Source organism: Actinomadura sp. GTD37 (genome assembly GCF_041951365.1).
Classification (GTDB): Bacteria; Actinomycetota; Actinomycetes; order Streptosporangiales; family Streptosporangiaceae; genus Spirillospora.
Genome location: NZ_JBGNUS010000006.1, coordinates 44556 through 69726 on the forward strand (window position 1 = coordinate 44556; position 25171 = coordinate 69726).

Annotated in this window: 26 protein-coding genes; 17 read left to right on the forward strand and 9 right to left on the reverse strand. The window is 74.4% G+C overall.

What is annotated here, in order from left to right:
• Nucleotides 1-74 precede the first annotated feature (74 nt).
• Together ACA511_RS27635 and ACA511_RS27640 are read left to right on the forward strand one after the other, a co-directional pair.
• Complete coding sequence (locus ACA511_RS27635; protein WP_375027541.1) at nt 75-509, forward strand: Rieske (2Fe-2S) protein; 435 nt, start codon at nt 75-77, stop codon at nt 507-509.
• Between the two features lie 101 nt (nt 510-610).
• A complete protein-coding gene (locus tag ACA511_RS27640; protein ID WP_375027542.1) occupies nt 611-1111 on the forward strand; it encodes a Rieske (2Fe-2S) protein in 501 nt (166 codons plus the stop codon).
• Here the strand turns inward: ACA511_RS27640 and ACA511_RS27645 are convergent.
• The gene (locus ACA511_RS27645; protein WP_375027543.1) at nt 1098-2321 is read right to left on the reverse strand and encodes a mechanosensitive ion channel family protein; all 1224 of its coding nucleotides are present in this window, start codon (nt 2319-2321) and stop codon (nt 1098-1100) included. The two genes, ACA511_RS27640 and ACA511_RS27645, sit on opposite strands and share 14 nt — an antisense overlap.
• A gap of 173 nt (nt 2322-2494) precedes the next feature.
• Between ACA511_RS27645 and uvrC the strand changes: the two genes are divergently transcribed.
• The 4 genes from uvrC (at nt 2495) to whiA (ending at nt 7454) form a co-directional block, all read left to right on the forward strand.
• Nucleotides 2495-4525: an excinuclease ABC subunit UvrC gene (uvrC, locus tag ACA511_RS27650; protein ID WP_375027544.1), complete on the forward strand. Its 2031-nt coding sequence runs from the start codon at nt 2495-2497 to the stop codon at nt 4523-4525.
• Nucleotides 4522-5400 (forward strand): RNase adapter RapZ, encoded by an 879-nt coding sequence (gene rapZ / locus ACA511_RS27655; protein ID WP_375027545.1) that lies wholly within the window; start codon nt 4522-4524, stop codon nt 5398-5400. Before uvrC ends, rapZ begins: the two co-directional genes overlap by 4 nt.
• Before the next feature lie 37 nt (nt 5401-5437).
• Nucleotides 5438-6415: a uridine diphosphate-N-acetylglucosamine-binding protein YvcK gene (gene yvcK / locus ACA511_RS27660; RefSeq protein WP_375027546.1), complete on the forward strand. Its 978-nt coding sequence runs from the start codon at nt 5438-5440 to the stop codon at nt 6413-6415.
• Nucleotides 6416-6476: 61 nt separating this feature from the next.
• Nucleotides 6477-7454, forward strand: coding sequence for a DNA-binding protein WhiA (whiA, locus tag ACA511_RS27665; RefSeq protein ID WP_375027547.1), 978 nt, complete (start codon nt 6477-6479; stop codon nt 7452-7454).
• Between the two features lie 88 nt (nt 7455-7542).
• Here whiA and ACA511_RS27670 read toward each other — a convergent pair whose 3' ends face one another.
• Genes ACA511_RS27670 through ACA511_RS27680 form a run of 3 tightly spaced genes read right to left on the reverse strand, consistent with a single transcriptional unit; the run spans nt 7543 to nt 10740 of the window.
• Nucleotides 7543-8742, reverse strand: coding sequence for a hypothetical protein (locus ACA511_RS27670; RefSeq protein ID WP_375027548.1), 1200 nt, complete (start codon nt 8740-8742; stop codon nt 7543-7545).
• Nucleotides 8732-10015 carry a hypothetical protein gene (locus ACA511_RS27675; RefSeq protein ID WP_375027549.1) on the reverse strand — a complete coding sequence of 428 codons (1284 nt, stop codon included), beginning with the start codon at nt 10013-10015 and terminating at the stop codon, nt 8732-8734. Before ACA511_RS27675 ends, ACA511_RS27670 begins: the two co-directional genes overlap by 11 nt.
• On the reverse strand, nt 10012-10740 hold the full coding sequence (locus ACA511_RS27680; RefSeq protein ID WP_375027550.1) for a hypothetical protein: 729 nt from the start codon (nt 10738-10740) through the stop codon (nt 10012-10014). The genes ACA511_RS27675 and ACA511_RS27680 overlap by 4 nt, the downstream gene beginning before the upstream one ends.
• Before the next feature lie 247 nt (nt 10741-10987).
• Between ACA511_RS27680 and gap the strand changes: the two genes are divergently transcribed.
• The 8 genes from gap (at nt 10988) to glyA (ending at nt 18036) form a co-directional block, all read left to right on the forward strand.
• Nucleotides 10988-11992, forward strand: a complete 1005-nt coding sequence (gene gap / locus ACA511_RS27685) for a type I glyceraldehyde-3-phosphate dehydrogenase (protein ID WP_375027551.1) — start codon at nt 10988-10990, stop codon at nt 11990-11992.
• A 97-nt stretch (nt 11993-12089) separates the two neighbouring features.
• Nucleotides 12090-13277, forward strand: a complete 1188-nt coding sequence (locus tag ACA511_RS27690; protein WP_375027552.1) for a phosphoglycerate kinase — start codon at nt 12090-12092, stop codon at nt 13275-13277.
• 3 nt (nt 13278-13280) lie between these two features.
• Nucleotides 13281-14075, forward strand: a complete 795-nt coding sequence (gene tpiA / locus ACA511_RS27695; RefSeq protein WP_375027553.1) for a triose-phosphate isomerase — start codon at nt 13281-13283, stop codon at nt 14073-14075.
• 136 nt (nt 14076-14211) lie between these two features.
• Nucleotides 14212-14454 carry a preprotein translocase subunit SecG gene (gene secG / locus ACA511_RS27700; protein ID WP_176404092.1) on the forward strand — a complete coding sequence of 81 codons (243 nt, stop codon included), beginning with the start codon at nt 14212-14214 and terminating at the stop codon, nt 14452-14454.
• Between the two features lie 81 nt (nt 14455-14535).
• Nucleotides 14536-14907: an RNA polymerase-binding protein RbpA gene (locus ACA511_RS27705; RefSeq protein ID WP_375027554.1), complete on the forward strand. Its 372-nt coding sequence runs from the start codon at nt 14536-14538 to the stop codon at nt 14905-14907.
• Between the two features lie 219 nt (nt 14908-15126).
• Nucleotides 15127-15597: an Lrp/AsnC family transcriptional regulator gene (locus tag ACA511_RS27710; protein ID WP_375027555.1), complete on the forward strand. Its 471-nt coding sequence runs from the start codon at nt 15127-15129 to the stop codon at nt 15595-15597.
• A 130-nt stretch (nt 15598-15727) separates the two neighbouring features.
• On the forward strand, nt 15728-16678 hold the full coding sequence (locus tag ACA511_RS27715; RefSeq protein WP_375027556.1) for a DMT family transporter: 951 nt from the start codon (nt 15728-15730) through the stop codon (nt 16676-16678).
• Nucleotides 16679-16758: 80 nt separating this feature from the next.
• Nucleotides 16759-18036, forward strand: a complete 1278-nt coding sequence (gene glyA / locus ACA511_RS27720; protein ID WP_375027557.1) for a serine hydroxymethyltransferase — start codon at nt 16759-16761, stop codon at nt 18034-18036.
• Here glyA and ACA511_RS27725 read toward each other — a convergent pair.
• Nucleotides 18033-18806 (reverse strand): class I SAM-dependent methyltransferase, encoded by a 774-nt coding sequence (locus ACA511_RS27725; RefSeq protein ID WP_375027558.1) that lies wholly within the window; start codon nt 18804-18806, stop codon nt 18033-18035. The genes glyA and ACA511_RS27725 overlap by 4 nt on opposite strands.
• Entirely contained in the window at nt 18790-19854 is a 1065-nt protein-coding gene (locus ACA511_RS27730; protein ID WP_375027559.1) for a GNAT family N-acetyltransferase, read from the reverse strand. The genes ACA511_RS27725 and ACA511_RS27730 overlap by 17 nt, the downstream gene beginning before the upstream one ends.
• A 164-nt stretch (nt 19855-20018) precedes the next feature.
• On the opposite strand from ACA511_RS27730, the gene ACA511_RS27735 reads away from it, so the two are divergent.
• Genes ACA511_RS27735 through ACA511_RS27745 form a run of 3 tightly spaced genes read left to right on the forward strand, consistent with a single transcriptional unit; the run spans nt 20019 to nt 22802 of the window.
• On the forward strand, nt 20019-20714 hold the full coding sequence (locus tag ACA511_RS27735) for a carboxymuconolactone decarboxylase family protein (protein ID WP_375027560.1): 696 nt from the start codon (nt 20019-20021) through the stop codon (nt 20712-20714).
• Entirely contained in the window at nt 20707-21318 is a 612-nt protein-coding gene (locus tag ACA511_RS27740; RefSeq protein WP_375027561.1) for a GNAT family N-acetyltransferase, read from the forward strand. Before ACA511_RS27735 ends, ACA511_RS27740 begins: the two co-directional genes overlap by 8 nt.
• 50 nt (nt 21319-21368) lie before the next feature.
• On the forward strand, nt 21369-22802 hold the full coding sequence (locus tag ACA511_RS27745; RefSeq protein ID WP_375027562.1) for an NAD(P)/FAD-dependent oxidoreductase: 1434 nt from the start codon (nt 21369-21371) through the stop codon (nt 22800-22802).
• Here ACA511_RS27745 and ACA511_RS27750 read toward each other — a convergent pair.
• From ACA511_RS27750 to ACA511_RS27760, 3 genes are read right to left on the reverse strand one after another with little or no spacing between them, the layout of a single operon-like run.
• Nucleotides 22789-23556 carry an isocitrate lyase/phosphoenolpyruvate mutase family protein gene (locus tag ACA511_RS27750; RefSeq protein WP_375027563.1) on the reverse strand — a complete coding sequence of 256 codons (768 nt, stop codon included), beginning with the start codon at nt 23554-23556 and terminating at the stop codon, nt 22789-22791. The two genes, ACA511_RS27745 and ACA511_RS27750, sit on opposite strands and share 14 nt — an antisense overlap.
• On the reverse strand, nt 23553-24398 hold the full coding sequence (locus ACA511_RS27755) for a cytochrome P450 (protein ID WP_375027564.1): 846 nt from the start codon (nt 24396-24398) through the stop codon (nt 23553-23555). Before ACA511_RS27755 ends, ACA511_RS27750 begins: the two co-directional genes overlap by 4 nt.
• 26 nt (nt 24399-24424) lie before the next feature.
• Complete coding sequence (locus ACA511_RS27760; RefSeq protein WP_375027565.1) at nt 24425-25171, reverse strand: aspartate/glutamate racemase family protein; 747 nt, start codon at nt 25169-25171, stop codon at nt 24425-24427.

The following is a 25171-nucleotide window of genomic DNA, read 5'->3' on the forward strand; positions in this document are numbered from 1 at the left end:
CCCGGGGTGGGCGGGCGCGCACGCGCCGCGGGGGGTGTTCCGGCACGCCGCGGGACGTGCACCAAGATGGACGCATGGGAGACAACATGACGGGTGGGGCCGCCGAGGCCGGGTCGATCGGGCGCCGCGCGGTGCTGTACGGCGGAGCCGGGGTCGCCGGGGCGGCGGCGCTCGCCGGGTGCGCGTCCGGCGGCGACGAGAAGTCCGCCGAGGACCTCAAGGGCAAGCAGATCGCGAAGGCCGCGGACGTCCCGGTCGGCGGCGGGAAGATCTACGGGGACGAGAAGGTCGTGGTCACCCAGCCGGTCCAGGGCTCCTTCAAGGCGTTCACGGCGGTGTGCACCCACCAGGGCTGCACGGTCGGCAGCGTCCGGAACGGGGTGATCCACTGCGCCTGCCACGGCAGCGAGTTCAAGATCGCGGACGGGTCGGTGGCCAAGGGCCCGGCGGACAAGCCGCTCCGGGAGTACCCGGTCACGGTCCAGAACGGCGGCGTCGTCGTCACCTGACCGCCGCGCCCCGCGGATTTGGTTCGGGTTTGAACCACTTCGCCCGCTCGTCCGTGCTTCTGGTGATGGAGGAATCGGGAGAGGTCACCGGAGGGGCGAGCATGGCACAGGGGTCCGAGACGCGGGCGGACGAGACGGAGCGGGAACCGGCGAAGGCGAGCAGCCGCAGAGCGCTGCTCATCGGCGCGGGCCTCGCGGGCGCGGCCGGTCTGGCGGCCGCGTGCGGCGGGTCCGGCGACGGCGAGGAGTCCGGCGGCTCCGGCGGTGGTTCCGAATCCGGCGGCGGGGGCGGGGGCGGGGACGCGGGCGGCTCCGGCGGGGCCATCGCGTCGGCCGCCGAGATCCCGGTCGGCGGCGGCAAGGTCTTCGAGGACGCCGAGGTCGTCGTCTGCCAGCCGCAGCAGGGCCGGTTCACGGCGTTCTCCGCCGCGTGCACGCACCGCGGCTGCAGCGTCGGCTCGGTGTCCGGCGGGACGATCAACTGCCCCTGCCACGGCAGCAAGTTCAAGATCACCGACGGTTCGGTGGCGAACCCGCCCGCGGACAAGCCGCTGGAGGCGAAGAAGGTCACCGTCCAGGGGGACAAGATCATGCTCGCCTGAGCGACTCCGGCCGGGCCGGGCCGTCCGCCGCGCGGACGGCCCGGTCGCCGCCGGGATCGGCGGGCGCGCCGTCGGGGTCGTCGGGGGCGTTCACCCCGGACGAGGCGCCGCCCGCCGTCTGCGGGCCGAGGTCCGCGGCCGGCGGCGCACCGCCCGGGGACGGCGTCGCGGCGCCGCCGGCGACGGGCTCGCCGCCCACGCGGAACCGGGGGATCGCCTCCGGGTGACGCTCGCGGACGTAGCCGACGAGGTGCTCCCGCACGTCGCAGCGCAGGTCCCAGGTGCCGGCCGAGTCGGCGGCGCTCATCAGCGCGCGCAGCGTGACCAGCCCGTTCGGCTGGATCTCCACGACCTGCAGCACCCATTCGCGCCGGTCCCACAGCGGGTTGTCCTGGAGCGCCGAGTACAGCTGGGCCCGCAGGTCCTCGACCGGGACCGTCCAGTCCACGTGCAGCTCCACCGAGCCGAGCAGGCGGCTGGAGTGCCGGGTCCAGTTCTCGAACGGCTGCTCGGTGAAGTGCGACACCGGGAAGATCATCCGCCGGTCGTCCCAGAGCCGCAGCACCACGTAGGACAGCGTCAGCTCCTCGACCCGCCCCCAGATGTCCTGGGTGACGACGATGTCGTCCAGCCGCAGCGCGTCGCTGAACGCCAGCTGGAGCCCGGCGAGCAGGTTGCCGAGCGTGGGACGGGCCGCGATGCCGACGACCAGCCCCGCGACGCCCGCCGAGGCCAGCACCCCGGCGCCGACCGCCCGCACGCCGGGGAAGGTGAACAGCGCGGCGCCGACCGCGAGGACCACGATCAGCACGGCCGCGATCCGGCGCAGCAGCAGCATCTGGGTGCGGGCGCGCCTGGCCCGCCGGTTGCGCTCGCCCTCGATCCTCATCAGCCGGGCCAGCGGCGGGTCGCTCAGCGCGTAGGCGATCCGCAGCACGAGCCAGGTGGTGGCGCCGATGGCGGCGATCCGCAGCGCGTGCCGGACGGCGCCGTCCACCTGGCCGTGCAGCAGGTGGTACGGCATCGCGGTGGTGGCGCTGACCACCACCGCGAACGTGAACGCGGGCGCGGCGCAGCGGCGGGCGACCCGGCCCGCGCCCGGCCAGCGGTGCGACAGCCGGCCGGCGAGCAGCCGCCGGCCGCCCTCCACGACGATCACGGACGTGGCGACGACGACCGCCAGGACGGCCCATGCCCAGAGTGCGGACATGTGCGCAACGACCCCCTCGGTTGCTCGGAGATATCCGGTCGACCATCCCTTTCCTGTCACTTTGCAGTCATCCGGCCCTGAAAGGGAGATCTATGTCACCCGCGCGCCCTGCCCGCACCGGACGGACGCGCGCGGCGACCGGCGTGTCGGTGCCGCCCACTAGGCTTCTGAGCGTGGCAGATCCGGCGACCTACCGACCCGCACCGGGCTCCGTTCCGGAGTCCCCCGGTGTGTACCGATTCCGTGACGAGCACGGCCGGGTCATCTACGTGGGCAAGGCGAAGAGCCTGCGCTCGCGGCTGAACTCCTACTTCGCCGACTTCTCCTCGCTGCACCCCCGCACGCAGACGATGGTGCAGACCGCCGCCCGGGTCGACTGGACGGTCGTCGGCACCGAGGTCGAGGCCCTCCAGCTCGAATACTCCTGGATCAAGGAGTTCGACCCCCGGTTCAACGTCCGCTACCGCGACGACAAGTCGTATCCGTACCTCGCCGTCACCCTCAACGAGGACTTCCCCAGGGTGATGGTGATGCGGGGCGCGAAACGCAAGGGCGTGCGCTACTTCGGGCCGTACTCGCACGCGTGGGCGATCCGCGAGACGGTCGACCAGCTGCTGCGCGTGTTCCCCGTCCGGACGTGCAGCGCCGGGGTGTTCAAGCGGCAGCACCAGCTCGACCGCCCCTGCCTGCTCGGCTACATCGGCAAGTGCTCCGCGCCGTGCGTCGGCCGCGTCTCCCCGGACGAGCACCGCCTCCTCGCCGAGGACTTCTGCGACTTCATGGCGGGCAACACGACCCGGTTCATCAAGCGCCTCGAACGCGACATGCGCGAGGCCGCCGCGTCCCAGGAGTACGAGCGCGCCGCACGGCTCCGCGACGACATCCGCGCGCTGGAGCGCGCCCTGGAGAAGCAGGCCGTCGTCCTGCCCGACAGCACCGACTGCGACATGATCGCCTTCGCCGAGGACGAGCTGGAGGCGGCCGTCCAGGTGTTCTACGTGCGCGGCGGCCGCATCCGCGGGCAGCGCGGCTGGGTCGTCGACAAGGTCGAGGAGGTCACCACCAGTGACCTCGTCGAGGACTTCCTCATCCAGACCTACAGCGAGAGCGAGTCGGTGCCCCGCGAGGTCCTCGTCCCGGCGCTGCCGCCCGACGAGGACGCGATGGCCGAGCTGCTGTCCGAGCAGCGCGACGGGCCGGTCCGGCTGCGCGTCCCGCAGCGCGGCGACAAGAAGGCCCTGCTGGAGACGGTCGCGCGCAACGCGCACGAGGCGCTGAAGCAGCACAAGACGCGCCGCGCGTCCGACCTGACCACCCGCAGCCGGGCGCTCCAGGAGATCCAGGACGCCCTCGACCTCGACGAGGCGCCGCTGCGCATCGAGTGCTACGACGTCTCCAACCTGCAGGGCACCGACGTGGTCGCGTCCATGGTCGTGTTCGAGGACGGCCTGGCCCGCAAGGGCGAGTACCGCCGGTTCACGATCAAGGCCGTCGAGGGGCAGGACGACGTCCGCTCCATCCACGAGGTGATCTCCCGCCGGTTCCGCCGGTACCTCGCCGAGAGCGAGAAGCGGGGGGAGCTCGACCACCTGGGCGATCCCGGCGAGGGGGCCGAGGGGGCCGGGGGGCCGTCCCCCGAGAGCGGGACGGGGGAGGGCGCGCACCAGCCGGTCGACCCGGAGACCGGGCGGCCGCGCAAGTTCGCCTACCCGCCCAACCTGGTGCTCGTCGACGGCGGCCCGCCGCAGGTCGCCGCCGCGCAGCGCGCCCTCGACGAACTGGGCGTCGACGACATCGCGGTCTGCGGGATCGCCAAGCGGCTGGAGGAGCTGTGGCTCCCCGCCGAGGCCGATCCCGTCATCCTGCCGCGCAACAGCGAGGGCATGTTCCTCGTCCAGCGGGTACGCGACGAGGCGCACCGGTTCGCCATCACCTTCCACCGGCAGCGGCGTTCCAAGACCATGACGGCCAGCGAACTCGATAACGTTCCGGGTCTGGGCCCGGCGCGGCGCGCGGCGCTGCTGAAACACTTCGGCTCGCTGAAGCGGCTGAAGGACGCGACGCCCGAGCAGGTCGCCGAGGTCCCGGGAATCGGCATGCGCAGCGCGCAGGGCATCGTCGCGGCGCTGCACGGCGGCGCCGTCCCCGCGGGGGGCGCGGGGCAGGGCACGGGCGACGGGGAGCACAGGGGGAGACGGGCATGACCAGCGAGACCAAGATCCCGGACATCGTGATCGTCACCGGCATGTCGGGGGCGGGCCGCAGCACCGCGGCCAAGTCCCTGGAGGACCTCGACTGGTTCGTGGTCGACAACCTGCCGCCGGGGCTGCTCGCCACGATGGCCGACCTCGGCGGCCGGGTGAAGAACGCGGTGCCCCGCATCGCGGTCGTCGTCGACGTGCGCAGCCGCGCGTTCACCGAGGACCTGCACTCCTCGATCGCCGAGCTGGAGGCGCGCGGCGTCCACCCGCGGGTGGTGTTCCTGGAGGCGAGCGACGCCGACCTGGTGCGCCGCTTCGAGAGCGTCCGGCGCCCGCACCCGCTGCAGGGCGACGGCCGCCTCGTCGACGGCATCGCCCGCGAGCGGGAGCTGGTCCGCGAGGTGCGCGCCGAGGCCGACCTGGTGATCGACACCAGCGGCCTCAACGTGCACGAGCTGCGCAACAAGATCATCGGGTTCTTCGGCAACGACACCGGCGAGTCCAGCCTGCGCGCGACCGTCGTGTCGTTCGGCTACAAGTACGGCCTGCCGGTCGACGCCGACCTCGTCGTCGACTGCCGGTTCCTGCCGAACCCGCACTGGGTGCCGGAGCTGCGGCCGATGACGGGCCGCGACACCGCCGTCCGCGACTACGTCCTCGGGCAGCGCGGCGCCAAGGAGTTCCTGGACGCCTACTCCGAGGTCCTGCGGCTGCTCTCCGACGGCTACGAGCGCGAGGGCAAGCACTACGTGACCCTCGCCGTGGGATGCACCGGCGGAAAACACCGTAGTGTGGCCATGGCGGAACAGATCGCCGCCCGGCTGCGGGACGAGGGCATCGAGGTGCAGGTCGCCCACCGTGACCTCGGCCGCGAATGACCACCCGCGGCTCCCGGACGAGGAGAGTAACGGCACGGTGAAGTCCCCTGGCCCGGACGCGGGCCCGAACGTCGTCGCGCTCGGCGGGGGCCACGGCCTCTACGCCTCGCTGTCGGCGCTGCGCCGCGTCACCGACCGGCTGACCGCGATCGTCACCGTCGCCGACGACGGCGGCTCCAGCGGACGGCTCCGCCGCGAGCTCGGCGTGCTGCCGCCCGGCGACCTGCGGATGGCGCTCGCCGCGCTGTGCGGCGACGACGAATGGGGCCAGACCTGGCGGGACGTCGTCCAGCACCGGTTCCGCAGCGAGGGCGACCTCCAGGGCCACGCCGTCGGCAACCTGCTGATCGTCGCGCTGTGGGAGCTGCTCGGCGGCGCCGACGCCTCCGGCTCGACCGTCGCGGGCCTCGACTGGGTCGGCCGGCTGCTCGGCGCGCACGGGCGCGTGCTGCCGATGGCGGCCGTCCCGATGGACATCGTCGCCGAGGTGCGCGGCGCCGACCCGTCCCGTCCGGACGAGATCACCCACGTCAAAGGGCAGGCGGCGTGCGCGAAGACGCCCGGCAGCGTGCTCGGCGTCTCGCTCGTCCCCGGCGACCCGCCCGCCTGCCGGGAGGCCCTCGACGCCGTCGACGGCGCCGACTGGATCGTGTTCGGCCCCGGCTCCTGGTTCACCAGCGTCCTGCCGCACCTCAAGGTGCCCGCGCTGGCCCGCGCGCTCACCGCCGCCCGCGCCCGCCGCGTCGTCGCGCTGAACCTCGCGCCGCAGCCCGGCGAGACCGACGACTTCTCGCCGCAGACCCACCTGGAGGTCCTGCAGGCGCACGCCCCCGACCTGCGGGTCGACGTCGTCCTCGCCGACCGGGGCGTGGTGGACGACCCGGCGGCGCTCGACAAGGCCGTCCAGGCCCTCGGCGGGCGGCTGGTCCTCGCCGACGTCGCCGCCGACGACGGCTCGCCGCGTCATGAACCCGCCCGGCTGGCCCAAGCCTTGGTACAGATTTTCAGCGAGTGACATCCCGCGTGGTCGGCATCGGCCACACTGCTGGGAGTCCGATAGGGGGAGGGTTCATCAGATGGCGATGACCGGTGTGGTCAAGGACGAGCTGAGCAGGCTCACGGTCATGAAGCCGTGCTGCCGCAAGGCCGAGGTCTCGACGCTGCTGCGGTTCGCGGGGGGCCTGCACCTGGTCAGCGGGCGCATCGTGATCGAGGCCGAGATCGACACCGGGGTCGCGGCCCGGCGCCTGATCAAGGACATCGCGGAGGTGTTCGGGCACACCTCCGAGGTCGTCGTGCTCGCGCCGAGCGGCCTGCGCAAGGGCAACCGCTACGTCGTCCGCGTCATCCGGGACGGCGAGTCGCTCGCCCGGCAGACCGGCCTCATCGACGGCAACGGGCGGCCCGTCCGAGGGCTGCCCCGGCACGTGGTCGCGGGGGCGGCCTGCGACGCCGAGTCGGCCTGGCGCGGCGCGTTCCTCGCGCACGGCTCCCTCACCGAGCCCGGCCGCTCCATGTCGCTCGAAGTGACCTGCCCCGGCCCGGAGGCCGCGCTCGCCCTCGTCGGCGCCGCCCGCCGCCTCAAGATCCACGCCAAGGCCCGCGAGGTCCGCGGCGTCGACCGCGTCGTCGTCCGGGACGGCGACGCCATCAGCGCCCTCCTCACCCGGCTCGGCGCGCACGACAGCGTCCTCGCCTGGGAGGAGCGCCGCATGCGCCGCGAGGTCCGCGCCACCGCCAACCGGCTCGCCAACTTCGACGACGCCAACCTGCGCCGCTCCGCCCGCGCCGCCGTCGCCGCCGGCGCCCGCGTCGCCCGCGCCCTGGAGATCCTCGGCGACGACGCGCCCGAGCACCTCGTCAACGCCGGCCGCCTCCGCCTGGAGCACAAGCAGGCGTCCCTGGAGGAACTCGGCCAGCTCGCCGACCCGCCCCTCACCAAGGACGCCATCGCCGGCCGCATCCGCCGCCTCCTCGCCATGGCCGACAAGCGCGCCGGCGACCAGGGCATCCCCGGCACCGACGCCAACCTCACGGCCGACATGCTGCAGTGACTCCCAGGAGGCCACCCCTGGAACCCCGTCACGAACCGGTCGATCCTCACCACGCGCGGGTTCCCGTGACCGCGCGGGTCCGGAATCGCTATTCGGGCTTCAGGTCGCCTCTGAGGATCCTCTGGACCAGGTCGCCGCGTAGCTGGCCGTAGCCGGTTTCGGCCCAGACGCTCTGGGACGGGTCCACCTCGAAGTAGGGGACGTCGCGGCCGTCGCGGCGGTCCATGAGGATGTCGGGGGTCTCCTTCGCGTGGGACGCGCGGGCGCAGTCGCGGCAGGCGTGGACGCGGAGGCGGCGGCGGGAGCCGATGGGCCGCCACTCGATCCTGGTGGCCGCGTCACCGTGCAGCGGGTTGAAGAAGCAGAGCGGGCTCGGCGGGATCTCCGGCCCGCCGGCGGCGACGGCCTGCGCGGACGCGAGCGCGTCGCGGCCCTGGTCGAGGAGGACGAGGACGCCCGCCAGGTCCGGGATGCCGCGCGCCCGGTCCAGCGTCTTGCCGGCCGCCTGGTAGGCGTCCAGCGCCCGGGTCATCAGGTCGCCGGTCCGCTCCCCGGAGACGGGCACGTCCGTGCTGTCGAGGAGTTCGCCGAAGGCGATGACCTCGTGCGACGTCTGCTCGCGGAGCTGGTCCTCGCTGGCGCGCTTCGCCGTGGAGAACACCGTGCGGGGCAGGAGCAGCGCGCTGCCCGCGCGGTCCGCGGACGCCATGCGGCGGCGCCGCCACAGCAGGAGGCCGGCGATCCCGGCGGCCGCGACCCCTGCGGCGCCGAGCGTGAGCGGCAGCGCCGAGGAGCCGCCGGACCGGGAGTCCTCCGCCGACCGGCGCTCCTCGGCGCGCTTCTGGATCAGCGCCGATTGGCGGTCGTACTCCTTCTTGGCGTTGCCCGACAGCATGAGATCGGCGATGCGGTCGAGGCGGGCCGCGAGGGGCGCGTCGTCCATCGAGCGGTCGAAGGACACCGCCCACGCGGCGTAGCGGGCCTGGCGGTCGCCGCCGAACTCCTTCGCCCGCAGGTCGTCCCCGATGTCGCTGAACGTGATGTAGGCGCCGTCCCGGCCGAGCTTCGCGTGCACGACCGTCGCCAGCTGCTCGTCGTCGCTCCAGGTGCCGCCCTTGACCAGCGGGACGAGGACGACGAACACCGGCACGGGCAGCTTGCGGAACTTGGCGATGAGCCGCGTCCGGTCCGCCTCGGGCAGCGCGGAGGCGAGGGACGGGTCGACGTAGATGGGGGAGCGCCGCAGCGCCGCGGCCAGCCGCTCGCCGGGGGATGGTTCACTCGACACCGAGATACTCCTGGATGCGCCGGATCAGATCGCCGTCGGCCCCGAAGGCGGTGTCCTTCCAGACCCCGGCGATGGTGTGGTGGGGGCGCGGCCCGTCCGGGCCGGGGACCTTCAGCTCGCGCGCCGCCAGCTCCGCCGTGCTCCGGCCGGCGCACGCCGCGCAGACGCGCCGTCGCCTGGAGCCCCCCGCGCCCAGCCGCATCTTCCGGTTCTGCGTCGCCTGGCCGTGCAGCGGGTTGACGAAGCACGGCGCCGGCGGCGTCGCGGTCTCCCGCGCGAGGGCCGCCCGGCCCAGCCGGGCCAGGACGATCGCACCGGCGAGGTCCAGCGACCGGGCGGGGTCGTCGCCCGCGTCGTCGTAGAGGATCTGCGCGACGTCGTAGGCGGACACGGCGTACTCGCGGCCCGGGTTCCCGGTGCTCTCGGGCAGCAGGGCGCGCAGCCGGTCCAGCTCCCTGCGGCCCGTGCGGCGCAGCCATTTCACCGACGGCTCGGCGGGAGCGCCCGGATGGGCCCCGGCGGCCTCGGCGGCCTCGGCGGCGATCGCGGGACGGGGCGCGCGGCGCCGCCGCCGGTACGCGGCGGCGCCCGCCCCGGCGCCGTACAGCGTGAGGCCGGCGACCGGTCCGGCGAGCAGCAGGCCGGAGAGGAAGAAGGCCCCGGTCTCGGGCTCGACCGGCCGCCCCGGCCGGTCCTCCTGCCCGAACGGGTCGGGCGTGGTGTAGAGGCGGGGAGTCTGCGGGGTGCTGGACGGCGCGTCCCGGATGATCTGCAGCCGGGCCGATAGCCGGTCGGCCAGGTCGGCGAACCGGTTGTCGGGGTCGGCGGGCCGGTCCGTGCGCTCGTCGTCGATGGAGTACAGCCGGCGTGGGGCGCCGAACGCCTCCTCCTCGAACCAGGCGGACGAGTTGACCAGCACGTAGAGGCCGTCGCGGCGGAGCCGGTCGTGGAGCCCGTGCAGGACCACGTCGTCCCTGCCCTGGCTCTCCGACTCCGGCCGGTTGGGGATCACCACCACGTAGACGGGCGTGCCGAGCGCGCCCGCCGCCGACCGCATCGCCGCCTGGACGCGGGCCCGGCCGGCCTCGTCCAGCGCCGAGGACATGTCGGGGTCGACGAAGAGGGGGTCCTCGGCGAGCGCCGCCGCGACGCGGTCCAGCCTGTGCCGCGCGTAACCGGGGATCGGCTCGCCCGCGGCCGCCGGAGCCACCGCGACCAGCGGCGGGACGACGGTGAGGGCCGCAAGGACCAGGATCCTGGCGATGGCGTTCACCGGCGCTTCCCCCGCTTCTTCGCACGCGCCGCGGAACCGGGCCCGGCGGCCCTGCCCAGCGCCTTCCGGGCCCGGGCCGACCTCCTCCGATACGACACCAGGAGGAGCAGGAGCAGCAGCGCCGCGCCGCTGATCGCGGTCCCGCCGGCGAACGCGCGCCATTCCGCCCGGCTCGCCGCGCGCTCCGAGCGGTCCCGGGCGTCCAGGGCGATGCGCACCTTCGACTTCGGTCTCGGGCCGCCGCGCTCCCGCCGCTCCGCGGCATGGCCGGACAGGGCGATCTCCACGAACCGCTCGACCATCGCGACCGCGCCCGCGTCGGAGGGCAGCTCCGACGCCGTGGCCCACATCGCGTCCTTCACCGGGAGCGTCGCGCCGCCGTACTGGACGGCGGAGAGCGACGGACTCGTCGGGTCGGCCACGATGTAGACGCCGGGGCGGCCGAGGCCGTCGTGCAGCAGCGGGACGAGGTCCTCCGTCCCGTAGCCGTCGGCGAGCCGGGCCGGCGTCACCGCGACGTAGGCGGGGACGCCGAGCCGGGCGACGGCCCTCCTGATCCGCTGGGCCGCGTCCTCCGGCAGCGCGCGCGGCGCGTGATCGGTGACGTAGACGGGGTCGCGCCGCAGCTCGGCGGTGAGGTGGTCGACGCGGTTCACGGGCTTGGCACGCTCCAGCGGGTCCGCCGCGGCGGACCCGGGCGGGCACGCGAGCAGAGCGACGATCACCAGGACAGCCAACCCGCGCCACATGGACGGCGAGTGTAGTGATGATCGACGAATGCCGTGAGCTGGGGTGGAAGCGGGGCAATCCCCCGGCCGGGGGACGGCGGGATCACCCGTGGAAACCCACGCCACCGGTGTCGGGCTACCCGTGAGTCATTGGATAGGGTCGAAGGCGGGGGAGAACCCCGGAATCACCGCAGTTGACAGTCCGGCCCGAGCCGGGCGATACGACGTGAGGGAGAGCCGTTCCGTGACCATCCGAGTAGGCATCAACGGGTTCGGCCGGATCGGCCGCAACTTCTACCGCGCTGTCAAGGCGAGCGGGGCCGACATCGAGATCGTGGCGGTCAACGACCTGACCGACAACGCCACGCTCGCCCAGTTGCTCAAGTACGACAGCATCCTCGGCCGCTTCCCCGAGGAGGTGCGCGCCACCGCCGACGAGATCGTCGTGGGCGGCAGGGCGATCAAGGCGTTCGCCGAGCGCGACCCCGCCAACCTGAAGTGGAGCGACGTCGGTGCCGACATCGTGGTGGAGTCCACCGGTTTCTTCACCGACGCCACCAAGGCCAAGGTGCACGCCGACAACGGCGCCAAGAAGGTGATCATCTCCGCGCCGGCGAAGAACGAGGACGTCACCCTGGTCCTGGGCGTCAACGACGACAAGTACGACCCCGCCCGGCACACGGTGATCTCCAACGCGTCCTGCACCACCAACTGCCTGGCCCCGCTGGCGAAGGTGCTGCACGACAACTTCGTCATCGAGAAGGGCCTGATGACGACGGTGCACGCCTACACGCAGGACCAGAACCTCCAGGACGCGCCGCACAAGGACCTGCGCCGCGCCCGCGCCGCCGCGCTGAACGTCGTGCCGACCTCCACCGGCGCCGCCAAGGCGATCGGCCTCGTGCTGCCCGAGCTGAAGGGCAAGCTGGACGGCTACGCGCTGCGCGTCCCGGTGCCGACCGGCTCCGCCACCGACCTGACCGTCAACGTGTCCCGCGAGGTCACGGTCGAGGAGGTCAACGAGGCGTTCAAGAAGGCCGCCGAGGGCGCGCTGAAGGGCTACCTCGTCTACACCGAGGACCCGATCGTCTCCAGCGACATCGTCACCGACCCGGCGTCCTGCATCTTCGACTCCGGGCTGACCAAGGTCATCGGCGACCAGGTCAAGGTCGTCGGCTGGTACGACAACGAGTGGGGCTACTCCAACCGCCTCGTCGACCTCGTCAAGCTCGTCGGCTCCCAGCTCTGACCGCTGCCGGGCCGGAGCCCGGGAACCGCCGCCGCCGTGGCCGCGCAGGACGCGCGCGGCCGCGGCGCGGCCGTGTACGGAAGGACATCGCATCCCGATGCGCACCATTGACGATCTCGACGTCGCCGGCAGGCGCGTGCTCGTCCGCGCGGACCTGAACGTCCCGCTGCAGGACGGCGCCATCACCGACGACGGGCGGATCCGGGCCAGCCTCCCGACGATCGAGGCGCTGCGGACCAGGGGCGCCAAGGTCATCGTCTGCGCCCACCTCGGCCGTCCCAAGGGCCAGGTGAAGCCGGAGTTCTCGCTGGCGCCGGTCGCCCGCCGCCTGGGCGAGCTGCTCGGCGCGGACGTGACGTTCGCGTCGGACGTCGTGGGCGGCTCCGCCCGCGCCGCCGCCGACGGCCTCGCGGACGGCGGCGTCGCGCTGCTGGAGAACCTGCGCTTCGAGCCGGGCGAGACCAGCAAGGACGACGCCGAGCGCGGCGCGTTCGCCGACCGGCTGGCCGCGCTCGCCGAGATCTACGTCGGGGACGGGTTCGGCGCGGTGCACCGCAGGCACGCGTCCGTCTACGACGTGCCGCGGCGGCTCCCGCACGCCGCCGGCGGGCTGATCGCCACCGAGGTCGACGTGCTGAAGCGGCTCACCGAGGACGTCGAGCGCCCGTACGCGGTCGCGCTCGGCGGCTCCAAGGTGTCCGACAAGCTCGGCGTGATCGACAGCCTGCTCGGCAAGGCCGACCGCATCCTGATCGGCGGCGGCATGGTGTTCACCTTCCTCAAGGCCCAGGGCCACGAGGTCGGCCGGAGCCTGCTGGAGGAGGACCAGCTCGACACCGTCCGCGACTACCTGCGGCGGGCCGGGGAGGCGGGCGTCGAGTTCGTGCTGCCCGTCGACATCGTCGCGGCCGCCGACTTCGCGGCCGACGCCGACCACGCCGTGGTCGCCGCCGACGCGATCCCGGCCGACCGGCTCGGCCTCGACATCGGGCCCGAGTCGGGCAAGCTCTTCGCCGCGCGTCTCGCCGACGCCAGGACGGTCTTCTGGAACGGCCCCATGGGCGTGTTCGAGATGGAGCCGTACTCGCACGGCACCCGGGCCGTGGCGCAGGGCCTCATCGACTCCGGCGCGTTCACCGTGGTCGGCGGCGGCGACTCCGCCGCGGCCGTCCGGCGACTCGGCTTCGACGAGGCCGCCTTCTCCCACATCTCGACCGGCGGCGGCGCGAGCCTCGAATACCTCGAAGGCAAGACGCTGCCCGGCCTGCAGGCTCTGGAGGACTGACCGATGGCCCCCGCTACCCCTTCCCGCAAGCCGCTGATGGCGGGCAACTGGAAGATGAACAACAACCACCTCGAGGCGATCGCGCTCGTCCAGAAGATGGCGTTCGCGCTCAAGGAGCCCGACTTCGACGCCGTCGACGTCGCCGTGCTCCCGCCGTTCACCGCGATCCGGTCCGTGCAGACGCTGATCGACGCCGACCGGCTCGGCATCCAGTACGGCGCGCAGGACGTCTCCCAGCACGCCTCCGGCGCCTACACCGGCGAGATCTCCGCGGCGATGCTGGCCAAGCTCGGCTGCTCCTACGCCGTCGTCGGGCACTCCGAGCGCCGCCAGTACCACGCCGAGGACGACGCGACGGTCAACGCCAAGGCCAGGGCCGCGCTCGCCGCCGACATCACCCCGATCCTCTGCATCGGCGAGGGCCTGGACGTCCGCAAGGCCGGCGCGCACGTCCAGCACTGCCTCGCGCAGCTCGACGGCGGGCTGGAGAAGATCACCGCCGAGCAGCTGCGCCGCACCGTGATCGCCTACGAACCGGTCTGGGCCATCGGCACCGGCGAGGTCGCCACCCCGCAGGACGCGCAGGAGGTCTGCGCCGCGATCCGGACGCGGCTCGCCGAGCTGTACGACGGCGGAGTGGCCGACGATGTGCGTATCCTGTACGGCGGTTCGGTCAAGGGCGGCAACGTCGCCAAGCTCATGGCGCAGGACGACGTGGACGGCGCCTTGATCGGTGGTGCCAGCCTGGACCCGGGAGAGTTCGTCAAAATCTGCCGGTACCGGGAGCTCCCCGTCTGATCAATACTGATCAATTCTGCGTGAACTGGGGGTTCTTGCCGAACCAGCGGGTAGTTCGTCGTACCCTTCGTAGCTGACGGGTAAACCGCCCGGCGCGCCCCTCCGTCCGACCTACAGACAAAGGCGTTGAAGAATCGTGATCATCGCATCGTCCATCGTGCTCATCGCCACGAGCCTGCTGATGGTGGTCCTCGTCCTGATGCACAAGGGCAAGGGCGGCGGGCTGTCGGACATGTTCGGCGGCGGCGTCTCGTCGTCGCTGGGCGGGTCGTCCGTGGTCGAGCGCAACCTCGACCGGCTGACGGTCGGCGTCGGGGTGCTGTGGTTCGCCTCGATCGTCGTGCTGGGGCTGCTGTTCAAGCACAAGGGCGTCGGCTGAGCACCCGTCTGACACATGCGATCATCCGCGCCGTCCCGCGAGGTCACGGACGGCGGCGGAACACCGAGCGAGGAGTTATCCGTGGGTAGTGGCAACGCGATTCGGGGCAGCCGTGTCGGGGCCGGTCCGATGGGAGAGGCGGAGCGCGGCGACGCCGCCCCCCGCGTCTGGGTGACCTTCTACTGCGCCAACCGGCACGAGACCCGCCCCAGCTTCGCGACGGACGTCGCGGTCCCCGAGACGTGGGACTGCCCGCGCTGCGGGTTCCCCGCCGGCCAGGACTCGGCGAACCCCCCCGCCCCGCCGAAGACCGAGCCCTACAAGACGCACCTGGCGTACGTGAAGGAGCGCCGCAGCGACGAGGACGGCGAGGCCATCCTCGAAGAGGCGCTCTCGAAGCTCCGCCAGAAGCGCGCCGCGGTGAAGAAGGCGATGGAGGCCGCGGCCCGCTGACCCGGACGACCGCACCGGCTTTCGTGCGGCCCGGCCCCGACCAGGGGGCCGGGCCGCACGCCGTTTCGGACGGGCCGCCGCCGCGGGATCGGCCCGCGAGCGGCGCCGCCGCCGCGAGGCGCGCGCGGCGGATATCGAATAATCTTCGGGGAATGAGGCGTCCGGGCGTGGTTTGCGTCCGGGAGTTCGGCGTCGGGCGGGAAGTTCGGAGGGGGACGGATGGACGCGGTCGACCAGGCGATCCTGCGGCGCCTCCAGCGCGACGGGCGGCAGACCAACCGGGAACTGGCCGAGGCGGTCGGGATCGCGCCGTCCACGGCCCTGGAGCGGACGCGGGCCCTGCGGGCGCGGGGCGTCATCACCGGCTTCCACGCGGCGGTGGACTTCGAGCGCCTCGACCGCGGGGTGCAGGCGCTGATCTCGATCCGGATCCGGCCGCAGTCGCGGGAGGCGATCGAGTCGGCCCGGGACGGCATGGCCGCGATGCCCGAGGCCGTCGGGGTCTTCGTGGTGACGGGCAACGAGGACCTGCTCGTGCACGTGGCGGTGCCGAGCACCGCGTACCTGCGCGACTTCGTGCTCGACCGGCTGGCGCGGCGCAAGGAGTTCGTGGACGTCCGCACCACCGTCGTCTACGACTACGTCCAGCCTGCGGAGCAGTCCGAACTTCCACCGACCGGCAGGCGGTGAGGCCGAACGTCCCGCGACCGACGGGCGCTGCGGGGCGTGGGCGGCGAACGAATGGCGGCGGCAGCCCGCTGAGTCGAACGAAACGCGGCCCGGTGCGAATACAGCCGCATTTCTTTCTAGCGTTCGACGTATGGACCGACAAAGCAACGCATCCGGGTCGCTGCTGGTGCTCGCGGCCGGGATCCTCTGGGGGACGGTCGGGCCCGCGCAGGTGCTGGCCGGGCCCGGCGCCGGGCCGGTCGCGGTCGGCGGGGCGCGGATCTTCTCGGGCGGGCTGATCCTGGCCGCGCTGGTGCTCGTGGCGAACCGGCGCGCGTTCCTGGCGCTGACACGGCGGACGTGGCCGCCGCTCCTGGCGGCCTCCGCCGCGACGGGGACGTTCCAGGCGGCGTTCTTCAGCGCCGTCGACCGCACCGGCGCCGCCGTCGCGACCGCGGTGGTGTTCGGGCTGGCGCCGGTCTCCACCGGGCTGTGCGAGCGGCTCGTCCTGGGGACGCGGCTCAGCCGCAGGTGGTGGGCGGGGACGGGGTGCGCGATCGGCGGCGTCGCGCTGCTGATGGTCCCCGGGTCCGCCGTCCACGTCGACCCGGCGGGGGTCCTGCTGAGCCTCGCCGCCGGGACGTGCTTCGGCGTGTACACGGTGTCCGCCAAGGTCCTCACCGGACGGGACGCGGGCATGGCCGCCGCCGTCTCGGTGACGCTGCTCGCCGGGGGAGCGGCCCTGCTGCCCTGGACGCTGGCGGAGCTGCCCGCCCTCGCCGCGCCGCGCACGGCGGCGCTGGTCGCCTGGCTCGGGATCGCCGCGACGGCCGCCGCCTACATGTTCTTCGTCACCGGCCTGGGCCGCGTGCCGGCCGCGACCGCCGGGACGCTCAGCCTCGCCGAGCCGCTCGTGGCCGCGGGCCTCGCCGTCGCGGTGCTCGGCGAGCGCCTGTCGGCGCCCGTCGCCGCCGGGTCGCTGCTCCTGCTGGGCGGGCTGTTCGTCGTCTCCGTCCCGGCGCGGCGGCGGCCGGGCCGGTATGATGGCGTCCACGTGACTGGCGCAGTGAAGGTGGAGACGACCACCGGGGAGCGAAACTAGTCCGCACGCCGCGCGCCTGGGTGTACGGGTACCCCTCGCCGGGGCGCCCGAGGTCCCGGCGCGAGCAGCGCGGAGGCACCATGCACGTACCGCCCGTACCCCACCTGCAAGGCCAGGACCCCGAGATCGCCGGGCTGGTGGAGGCCGAGGCCCGCCGCCAGTACGAGAAGCTCCGGCTGATCGCGTCCGAGAACTACGTGTCGCCGGCCGTCCTGGAGGCCACCGGGTCGGTCCTCACGAACAAGTACTCCGAGGGCTACGCCGGCAAGCGGTACTACGAGGGCCAGCAGAACGTCGACCCGATCGAGCTGCTGGCGATCCAGCGGGCCAAGGAGGTGTTCGGCGCCGAGCACGCCAACGTCCAGCCGTACTCGGGGTCGCCCGCGAACCTCGCCGTCTACATGGCGTTCCTGGAGCCGGGGGACCCGGTGATGGGGCTGTCACTGCCGATGGGCGGGCACCTCACGCACGGCTGGTCGGTGTCGGCGACCGGCAAGTGGTTCCGGCCCGTCCGCTACGACGTGCGCGCCGACACCGGGCGCGTCGACATGGACCAGGTGCGCGACCTGGCGCTCAGGGAGCGGCCGAAGCTGATCTGGTGCGGCGGCACCGCGATCCCGCGGACGATCGACTTCCCGGCGTTCGCGGAGATCGCCCGCGAGGCGGGCGCGGTGCTCGCCGCCGACGTCGCGCACATCGCCGGCCTGATCGCGGGCGGCGCCCACCCGTCGCCGATCGGGCACGCGGACGTGGTCACGACGACGACGCACAAGACGCTGCGCGGCCCGCGCGGCGCGATGATCCTGTCGACCGCCGAGCACGCGAAGGCGATCGACAAGGCGGTCTTCCCCGGCCTGCAGGGCGGCCCGCACGACCACACGACCGCCGCGATCGCCGTCGCGCTGAAGGAGGCGGCCCGGCCGGAGTTCTCCGCGTACGCGCGGCAGATCGTCGCGAACGCGCAGGTGCTGGCGGCCGCGCTGATCGACCGCGGCTACGACCTGATCTCCGGCGGCACCGACAACCACCTCGTCCTGATCGACCTGACGAACAAGGGCGTCGCCGGGAAGCCGGCGGCGCAGGCCCTCGACCGCGCCGGGATCGAGCTGAACTACAACGCCGTCCCGTTCGACCCGCGCAAGCCGTTCGACCCGTCCGGGCTGCGGCTCGGCACCGCCGCGATCACCACCCGCGGGCTCGGCGCGGAGCACATGCCGCGGGTCGCGGCGTGGATCGACGAGGTCGTGCAGGCGACCGCCAAGCAGGACGAGGCGGTCGTCGAACGGGTCGCGGGGCAGATCCGGGACCTGCTGGCGGCCTACCCGATGCCCGGCTGGGCGCCGCCGCCCGCGTCCTAGGCGGCGCCGCGCAGGATCGTGATCATGCGCCAGGCGGCGGGATCGGCGAGGGCCACGGCGTCCTCGCCGGTCCCGAAGTCGCCGTACCGCGCGACCGCGTCGAGGCCGCCGGCGAGGCGGACCGCGGCGTCCAGCTCGCCGGCGGTCCAGAAGCGGTAGGGGACGACGTCGCGGATCACCCGCGTGCCGCCCCCCTCCGTGATCGTCATCGTGACGCGGTCGTCGGCGATCTGGGTGACCGGGTCGAGCCGGTCGCCCGGCTCGCCCCAGCGGACGCTCGCGCGGACGCCGCCGCGCTCGACCGTCCAGCCGGTGCTGACGCTCGGCTCGTCGCCCAGCCGGTCGCGGGGATGGGACATCTCCACGATGTAGAGGCCGCCGGGGGCCAGGTGCGCGGCGACGCGGCGCAGGTGCGCGACGAACGCGTCCAGCGTCATCAGATGGGACGTGGAGTCGAGCATCGTGACGACGAGGTCGAACCGGCGGCCCAGGTCGAACCGGGTCATGTCGTCCTGGACGACCTCGATCCGGGCGCCGGGGCGGGCGGCGTAGGCGCACATCTCCGGGTTGAGGTCGAGCGCCGTCGCGGCCAGGCCGCGGCGCGCGAACTCGCGGGCGTGCTCGGCGGGCCCGGCGGCCAGCTCCAGCACCGTCGCGGGCTGCGCGCCCTGCTCGGCGCACCAGCCGAGCAGGACGTCCACCTCGGCGGGCACGTCGCGGAACGAGCACGCCAGCTCGTACGCCCAGGGGTCGTCATAGATGCCGCTCACCCGGCCATCCTGCCAGCGCGTCCGGGCCGGCGGGACGGCCGGCGGGCCGGAGCCTGATCTCCAGGACCGCGGTGTCCTCGGTGCGCCGCGTCCGGCCGCCGAACGAGCCGAGCAGCCGCCGCATCCGCACGTTGTCGCTCAGCACCGTCGCGCGCACCTCCACCAGACCGCGGTCGCGCGCGAGCACCAGCAGCAGCTCGGCGAGGCCGCGCCCGAGCCCGCGCCCCTGCCAGGCGTCCTCCACCAGGAACGCCACTTCGGCGACGCCCGGATCGAGGACGTGGATGAGGTGCGCCAGCGCGAGCAGCGACCCGTCCGCGCCCTCGGCGACCAGCGTCAGGCCGTGCGCGGGGTCGCAGAACCGCTCGATCGTCCGCCGCGGCGGGCACGGCATCGGGCTGAAGTACCGCAGCCTGCGGCTGTCCAGCGAGCAGCGCTCGTGCAGCGCCCGGACGGCGTCCAGGTCGCGCCGCTCGATCGGCCGGACGACCACCTGCGTGCCGTCGCGGAGCGTCATCCGGCGGCGGGCGGGACGGCGCGGCGCGGCGGGCAGCGCGGCGCGCAGCAGGGCCTCCGCCCGCGCCGCCTCCGTGGCGGTGAACGGCAGGCCGTACCGGCGCAGCCGCACGCGCCGGTCGTGCACCGGGACGTCGAGGACGCACGGGTCGGGTCCGGGCCCGTCCGGCGCGGCCCAGCCCGCCTCGTCCGCGCGCAGCAGCTCGCCCAGCACCTCGGGCAGGGCGTGCGGCTCGGTCCGCAGCCGGGCCGCGAGGAGGAGGGCGCGGGTCGGCTCGTCCACCAGCTCGTGCGGGCGCGCGGGAAGGACGGCGGTGCGGACGCCGCCCGCCGCGCCCAGCGTCTCGGCGAGCGCCCGCGCGTCGGCGCCGCCGCGCGGGACGTCGACGATGAACTCGTCCACCACCCCTTCGGCGTCCATCTGCACGGACAGGCCGAGGATGTTGGCGCCGCGCCGGGCCAGCGCGTCGGTGAGCAGGGCCAGGCGTCCGGGCCTGTCCTCGATCTCGGTGCGGATGCGGAACAGCGGCATGGAACGTTCCCTCCGGGGGGACGGGCGCACCTCCGGTGTCCGGTGCGGTCGACGGCCAGGCTCGCCGACGCGTGTTACGCGACCGCTACGTCACCGTGTGCCCGGGGTTTCACATTCCGGACCGGGGGTTGAGCCGCCCGCGCCGACCGCCTAGCGTTCGGTAAGTGATCGACCCCGTGAGCGGCGAGCGCGTCAACGATCGACCACGGCGCTCCGCGCCCCCGTCCAGGCTGCCGCTGCTGCTCCCCGGTTCGCTGAGCGACGAGCAGCGCGCCGTGTACGAGGCGGTGACCGGCGGGCCGCGGGCCGGCGGCCGCACCCCGCCGTTCGGCCTGGCCGACGACGTCGGCCGGCTGCACGGCCCGTTCAACGCGATGCTCTACAGCCCGTCCGTGGGGCGGCCGCTGCAGGACCTCGGCGCCGCGCTGCGGTTCCGGACGGCGTTCACCAGGCGCGAGCGGGAGATCGCCACGCTGGTCGTCGCCGCGCACGCCCGGTCCGACTACGAGTGGTACGCGCACGAGCGGATCGGCCGCCGGCACGGTCTCTCCGACGCGGAGACGGACGCGCTGCGGGCGGGCCGCGCGCCCATGTTCGGCGACGTCCGCGAGCGCGTCGTGCACGAGGCGGCCCGGCAGCTCGCCGCCGAGGGCGACCTCGCCGACGCCGTGTTCACCGAGGCGGTCGCGACGCTCGGCCGCGCCGCCGTCGTCGAGCTGGTCACGCTCGTCGGCTACTACAAGGCCCTCGCCCTGCAGCTCCGCGTGTTCCGGGTGGGCGTCCCGGACGGCGAGGAGCCGCCCCGATGGCCCGCCGACGGCCCGGCGGAGCCGGGCGCGCACGGGGCCGGGGATGACTGAGGTGCTGCGCACGGTGCGGCTCGCGCTGCACCCGGTGTCGATGCGCGACCACCGCGCGCTGCTGACGCACTGGACGGGGCCGCTCGTCCGGCGCCACCTGTTCGACGACCGGATGGTGACGCCCGTCCAGGTCAGCGAGATCATCGAGGCGAGCGAACGGGACTTCGCGACCGAGGGCTACGGGCTGTGGACGCTGCGCCCGGCCCGCTGGTCCGCCGGGATCGACGCGGCGGCGCCCGGCGCCGCGCCGGGCGGCCCGCTGATCGGCGTCGCGGGGCTGAGCCCGCACGAGGGGCCGCTCGGCACCCCGGCGGGGCTGGGCGCGGACGTCGAGATCCTCTACAGCCTGGAGCCGGACCAGTGGGGCCAGGGGCTCGCCGCGGAGGCGTCCCGCGCGGTGCTCGACTACGCCTTCGGCGTGGTGGGGGTGCACCGGATCACCGCCGAGATCGACATGGCCAACACGGCGTCGGCGGAGATCGCCCTGCAGCTCGGGATGCGGCGGTGGCGGGACGGCCCGTCCGGCCCCGACGGCGCCGCCTATTACGCCGCGGACCGTTCCCGCTGGATCGGATCCCGTCGAATCATCGACGCCGTCCCATAGATTCCGTTGTCACCTGTTGATTTTGCTACGGAATACAGCAGGATGAGCGCATGAGCTCCTCCTCGGTCCGGGCGCCGCTCGCGCCCGGATTCGGCAACGGCGGCGTGTCCTTCTGGTACCGGGCGGGCGGGCGCCCCGAACCCGGCCCCCGGCTGCCGGGCCCGCGCACCGCCGACGTGTGCGTCGTCGGCGCCGGGTACACCGGCCTCTGGACCGCCTACTACCTCAAGCGCGCCCGCCCCGACCTGCGGATCGTCGTGCTGGAGCGCGAGTTCGCCGGGTTCGGCGCGTCCGGCCGCAACGGCGGCTGGGTGCTGGGCGAGATCGCCGGGGACCGGGAGCGCTACGCGGCCCGGCACGGCCGTCCCGCCGCGATCGCGCTGCAGCGCGCCATGTTCGACGCGGTGGACGAGGTCGTCCGGGTCGCGGCCGAGGAGGGCATCGACGCCGGTCTCGTGAAGGGCGGCGTGCTGCACGTCGCGCGCAACGCCGCCCAGCGCGCCCGGCTCGCCGCCATGGTCGACGAGGCGCGCCGCTGGGGCTGGACGGACGACGACCTCGTCCCGCTGCCGGCCACCGAGCGGGACGACCGGCTCCGCGTCGAGGGCGCGACCGGCGCGGCGTGGAGCCCGCACTGCGCCCGCGTCCAGCCCGCCGCCCTCGCGCGCGGCCTCGCGGACGTCGTCAGGGGCCTCGGCGTGGAGATCTACGAGGGCACGCCGGTCGTGCGCATCAACCCGCGGCGCGGCGGCGCGGCCACCGCCGTCACCCCGTACGGCACGGTCGCCGCCGGGCACGTGCTGCGCGCCACCGAGGGCTTCACCGCCGGGATGCCCGGCCACCGCCGCGACTGGCTGCCGATGAACAGCTCCATGATCGTCACGACGCCGCTGCCCGCGGTGACCTGGAAGGCGATCGGCTGGGAGCGCCGCGAGCTGCTCGGCGACATGGCCCACTACTACACCTACGCGCAGCGCACCGCCGACGACCGGATCGCGTTCGGCGGCCGCGGCCGCCCGTACCGCTACGGCTCCCGCGTCGACGACGGCGGCCGCACCGAGCCGGCCACGGTCGACGCGCTGTGGAGCATGCTCGTCTCGATGTTCCCCGCGGTCGCCGGCGAGGGACGGGTCGAGCACGCCTGGTCGGGCGTCCTCGGCGTGCCCCGCGACTGGTGCGCGACCGTCGTCCTCGACCACGAGAGCGGGCTCGGGCACGCGGGCGGCTACACCGGCCACGGCGTCGCGACCGCCAACCTCGCCGGCCGCACGATGCGCGACCTCGTCCTGCGGGACGACACGCGCCTCACCGCGCTGCCGTGGGTGGACCGCCGCGTCCGCCGCTGGGAGCCCGAGCCGCTGCGCTGGCTCGGCGTCCACGCCATGTACTCCCTCTACCGGGCCGCCGACGCCCGCGAATCGTCCTCGCCGTCGGCGGGCACGTCGGCGCTGGCGCGCCTCGCCGACCGGATCACGGGCCACTGACGAGCCGCTGGACGTCCTCGTAGGTGGGCGGCGGGCCTCCGCCGTCCGCCCCGGTGACGTCCAGGGCCGCGGCGACGGCGGCGTGCAGCGCCTTGCGGAACGGCAGCGAGCCGGTGCTCACGCGGTGCACGCCCAGCCGCGCGAGCCGCGCGTACCCGGTCCTGCCCGGCAGGTACAGGACGTTCAGCGGCACGTCCACCGCCTCCAGCACGGCCCGGATGTCGGCGTCGTCCGCGATGCCGGGCACGAAGATCCCGTCGGCGCCCGCCGCCGCGAAGGCGCGCGCCCGCCGCAGCGTCTCGTCCCGGTCGGGCTCGCCCAGCCAGAACGTGTCGGTGCGGGCGTTGAGGAACACCTGCGGCGCGGCGCGCTTCACGGCGCCGATCACGGCGACCTGGTGGTCGAGGGGCGTGAGCGTCCCGTCCGCGCGCCCGTCCTCCAGGTTGATCCCGGCGATCCCGGACGAGGCCAGCTCGGCGACCAGTCCGGCGACGTCCGCGGCCCGGTCGGAGAAGCCGCCCTCGACGTCGACGGTGACGGGCACGGGCAGCCGCGAGAGCGCGCGGGCCAGCGCGAGGGTCTCCGCCCGCGTGTCGCCGGTCGCGTCGGTCTTCCCGGCCGCCGCCGCGACGCCGAGGCTCGTCGTCCCGATCGCGGGGAACCCCGCCCGCGCCAGCGCCGCGCCGCTCGCGAAGTCCCACGCGTTGGGCAGCACCAGCGGACGGCCGCCGAAGTGCAGATCCCTGAAGTTCACCGAACTCCCTCCGTTCCCCCTGCGGCGCCCTCGATCGCGCCGCAGGCCAGGTGCAGCGCCTGGGCGGCGCCGGGGCACGGCCGCCGGCCCGCGCCGAACGTCAGATGGCCGCGTTCCCGCCGCCCGGGATCGAAACGGTCCGGATCGTCGAACACGGCGGGATCCCGGTTGGCCGCCCGCAGGTCCAGCGTCACGACGGCGCCCCGGGGGATCGCGCGGCCGCCCAGGCGGGCGTCCTCGGCGGCGACGCGGCGCATGGCCGGCACGGGCGGGTCGAACCGCAGGACTTCGGCGACGACGTCCTCGACGGGCAGGCCCCGCGACTCCGGCCGGCGGGCGTACGGCAGGGCCGTGCGCACCAGCGCCGCCGTCGCCTCGGCCGCCTGCACGAGGATGGCGATGCGGCCCGCGACCGCCTCGTCCGGGCCGGGGCCGAGGAGCCGGACGAGGACCGCGACGGCCGCGTCCGCGCCGTCCCGCCCCCGCCCGGTCAGGTACCCGGACGCGGCGGCGGGCACGGCCTCCGCCAGGGCGTCCAGGTCGGTGACGCCGAGGGCCTCGCCGAGCACGGGGCACGCGACCCCGGCCGGCGCGCCGCCGGCCCGCACGAGGTCGCGGGCACGGCGGCGCAGCCGCGCCGGATCGAGGGCGTGCAGCGCGTCCACGACGATCGCGCGGCGCCGCTCGTGCTCCGCGCCCTCGCTGAACCGGCACACCGTCCGCCGGAGCCAGGCGAGCGACGCCGGCGGCCCGCCGGCGGCGGGCGGTACGGCGAATCGCGTGCCGGACAGGACGGCGACGACGTCGCCGTACCGTCCGATGACCAGGTCTGGGTTGTCCACGTCCCCGAATCTAGGGGCGGCTCATTTCAACGCCGGTCGAAGTCTCGGCCGTCCGGAGGGCCGCCGCGCCACGCGGGGACGGGGCGGCGGCCGACGGCGACGTCGAAGGCGGCGCGGGCCAGCAGGCGCGTGGAGTCGAGCACCGGCAGCGGCGACGCCTCGGGCGTGACCAGGAGCGGGATCTCCGTGCAGACCAGCGCGACGGCGTCGCAGCCGCGTTCGGCGAGCCCGCCGATGATCCGGACGTACTCGCGGCGCGACTCCTCGGTGAGGACGCCGTTGACCAGCTCGTCGAAGATGATCCGGTCGACGGTCTCGCGGTCGGCGGGCCCGGGGACCTCGGCAGCGATGCCGCGCGCGGCCAGCTCGCGCGGGTAGACCGGGCCGTCCATGGTGTAGCGGGTGCCGAGGACGCCGACGCGCGTCCGGCCGTCGCGGGCGGCCCGGTCGGCGACCACCCCGGCGATGTGCAGGCCGGGCAGCGGGAGGTCGCCGCCGGGACGCTCCAGCGCCAGGTGGGCGGTGTTGTCCGGGCAGGCGAAGAAGTCGGCGCCCGCCGCCGCGAGCCGCCGGACGCTCTCGGCCAGCGTCGCCCTGATCGGGTCGTGGTCGCCGGCCTCCCACGCGGGCATGCTGCGCGCCAGCGCGATGAGGTCGAGCGTCACGTCCGGATGGTCGTCGGGGCCCAGCTCGCGGAAGCCCTCCTGGCAGAAGGCCCGGAAGCACAGCGCGGCGCCCTCCGCGCTGTGGGCGAGAATGCCGAGATGTCTCAT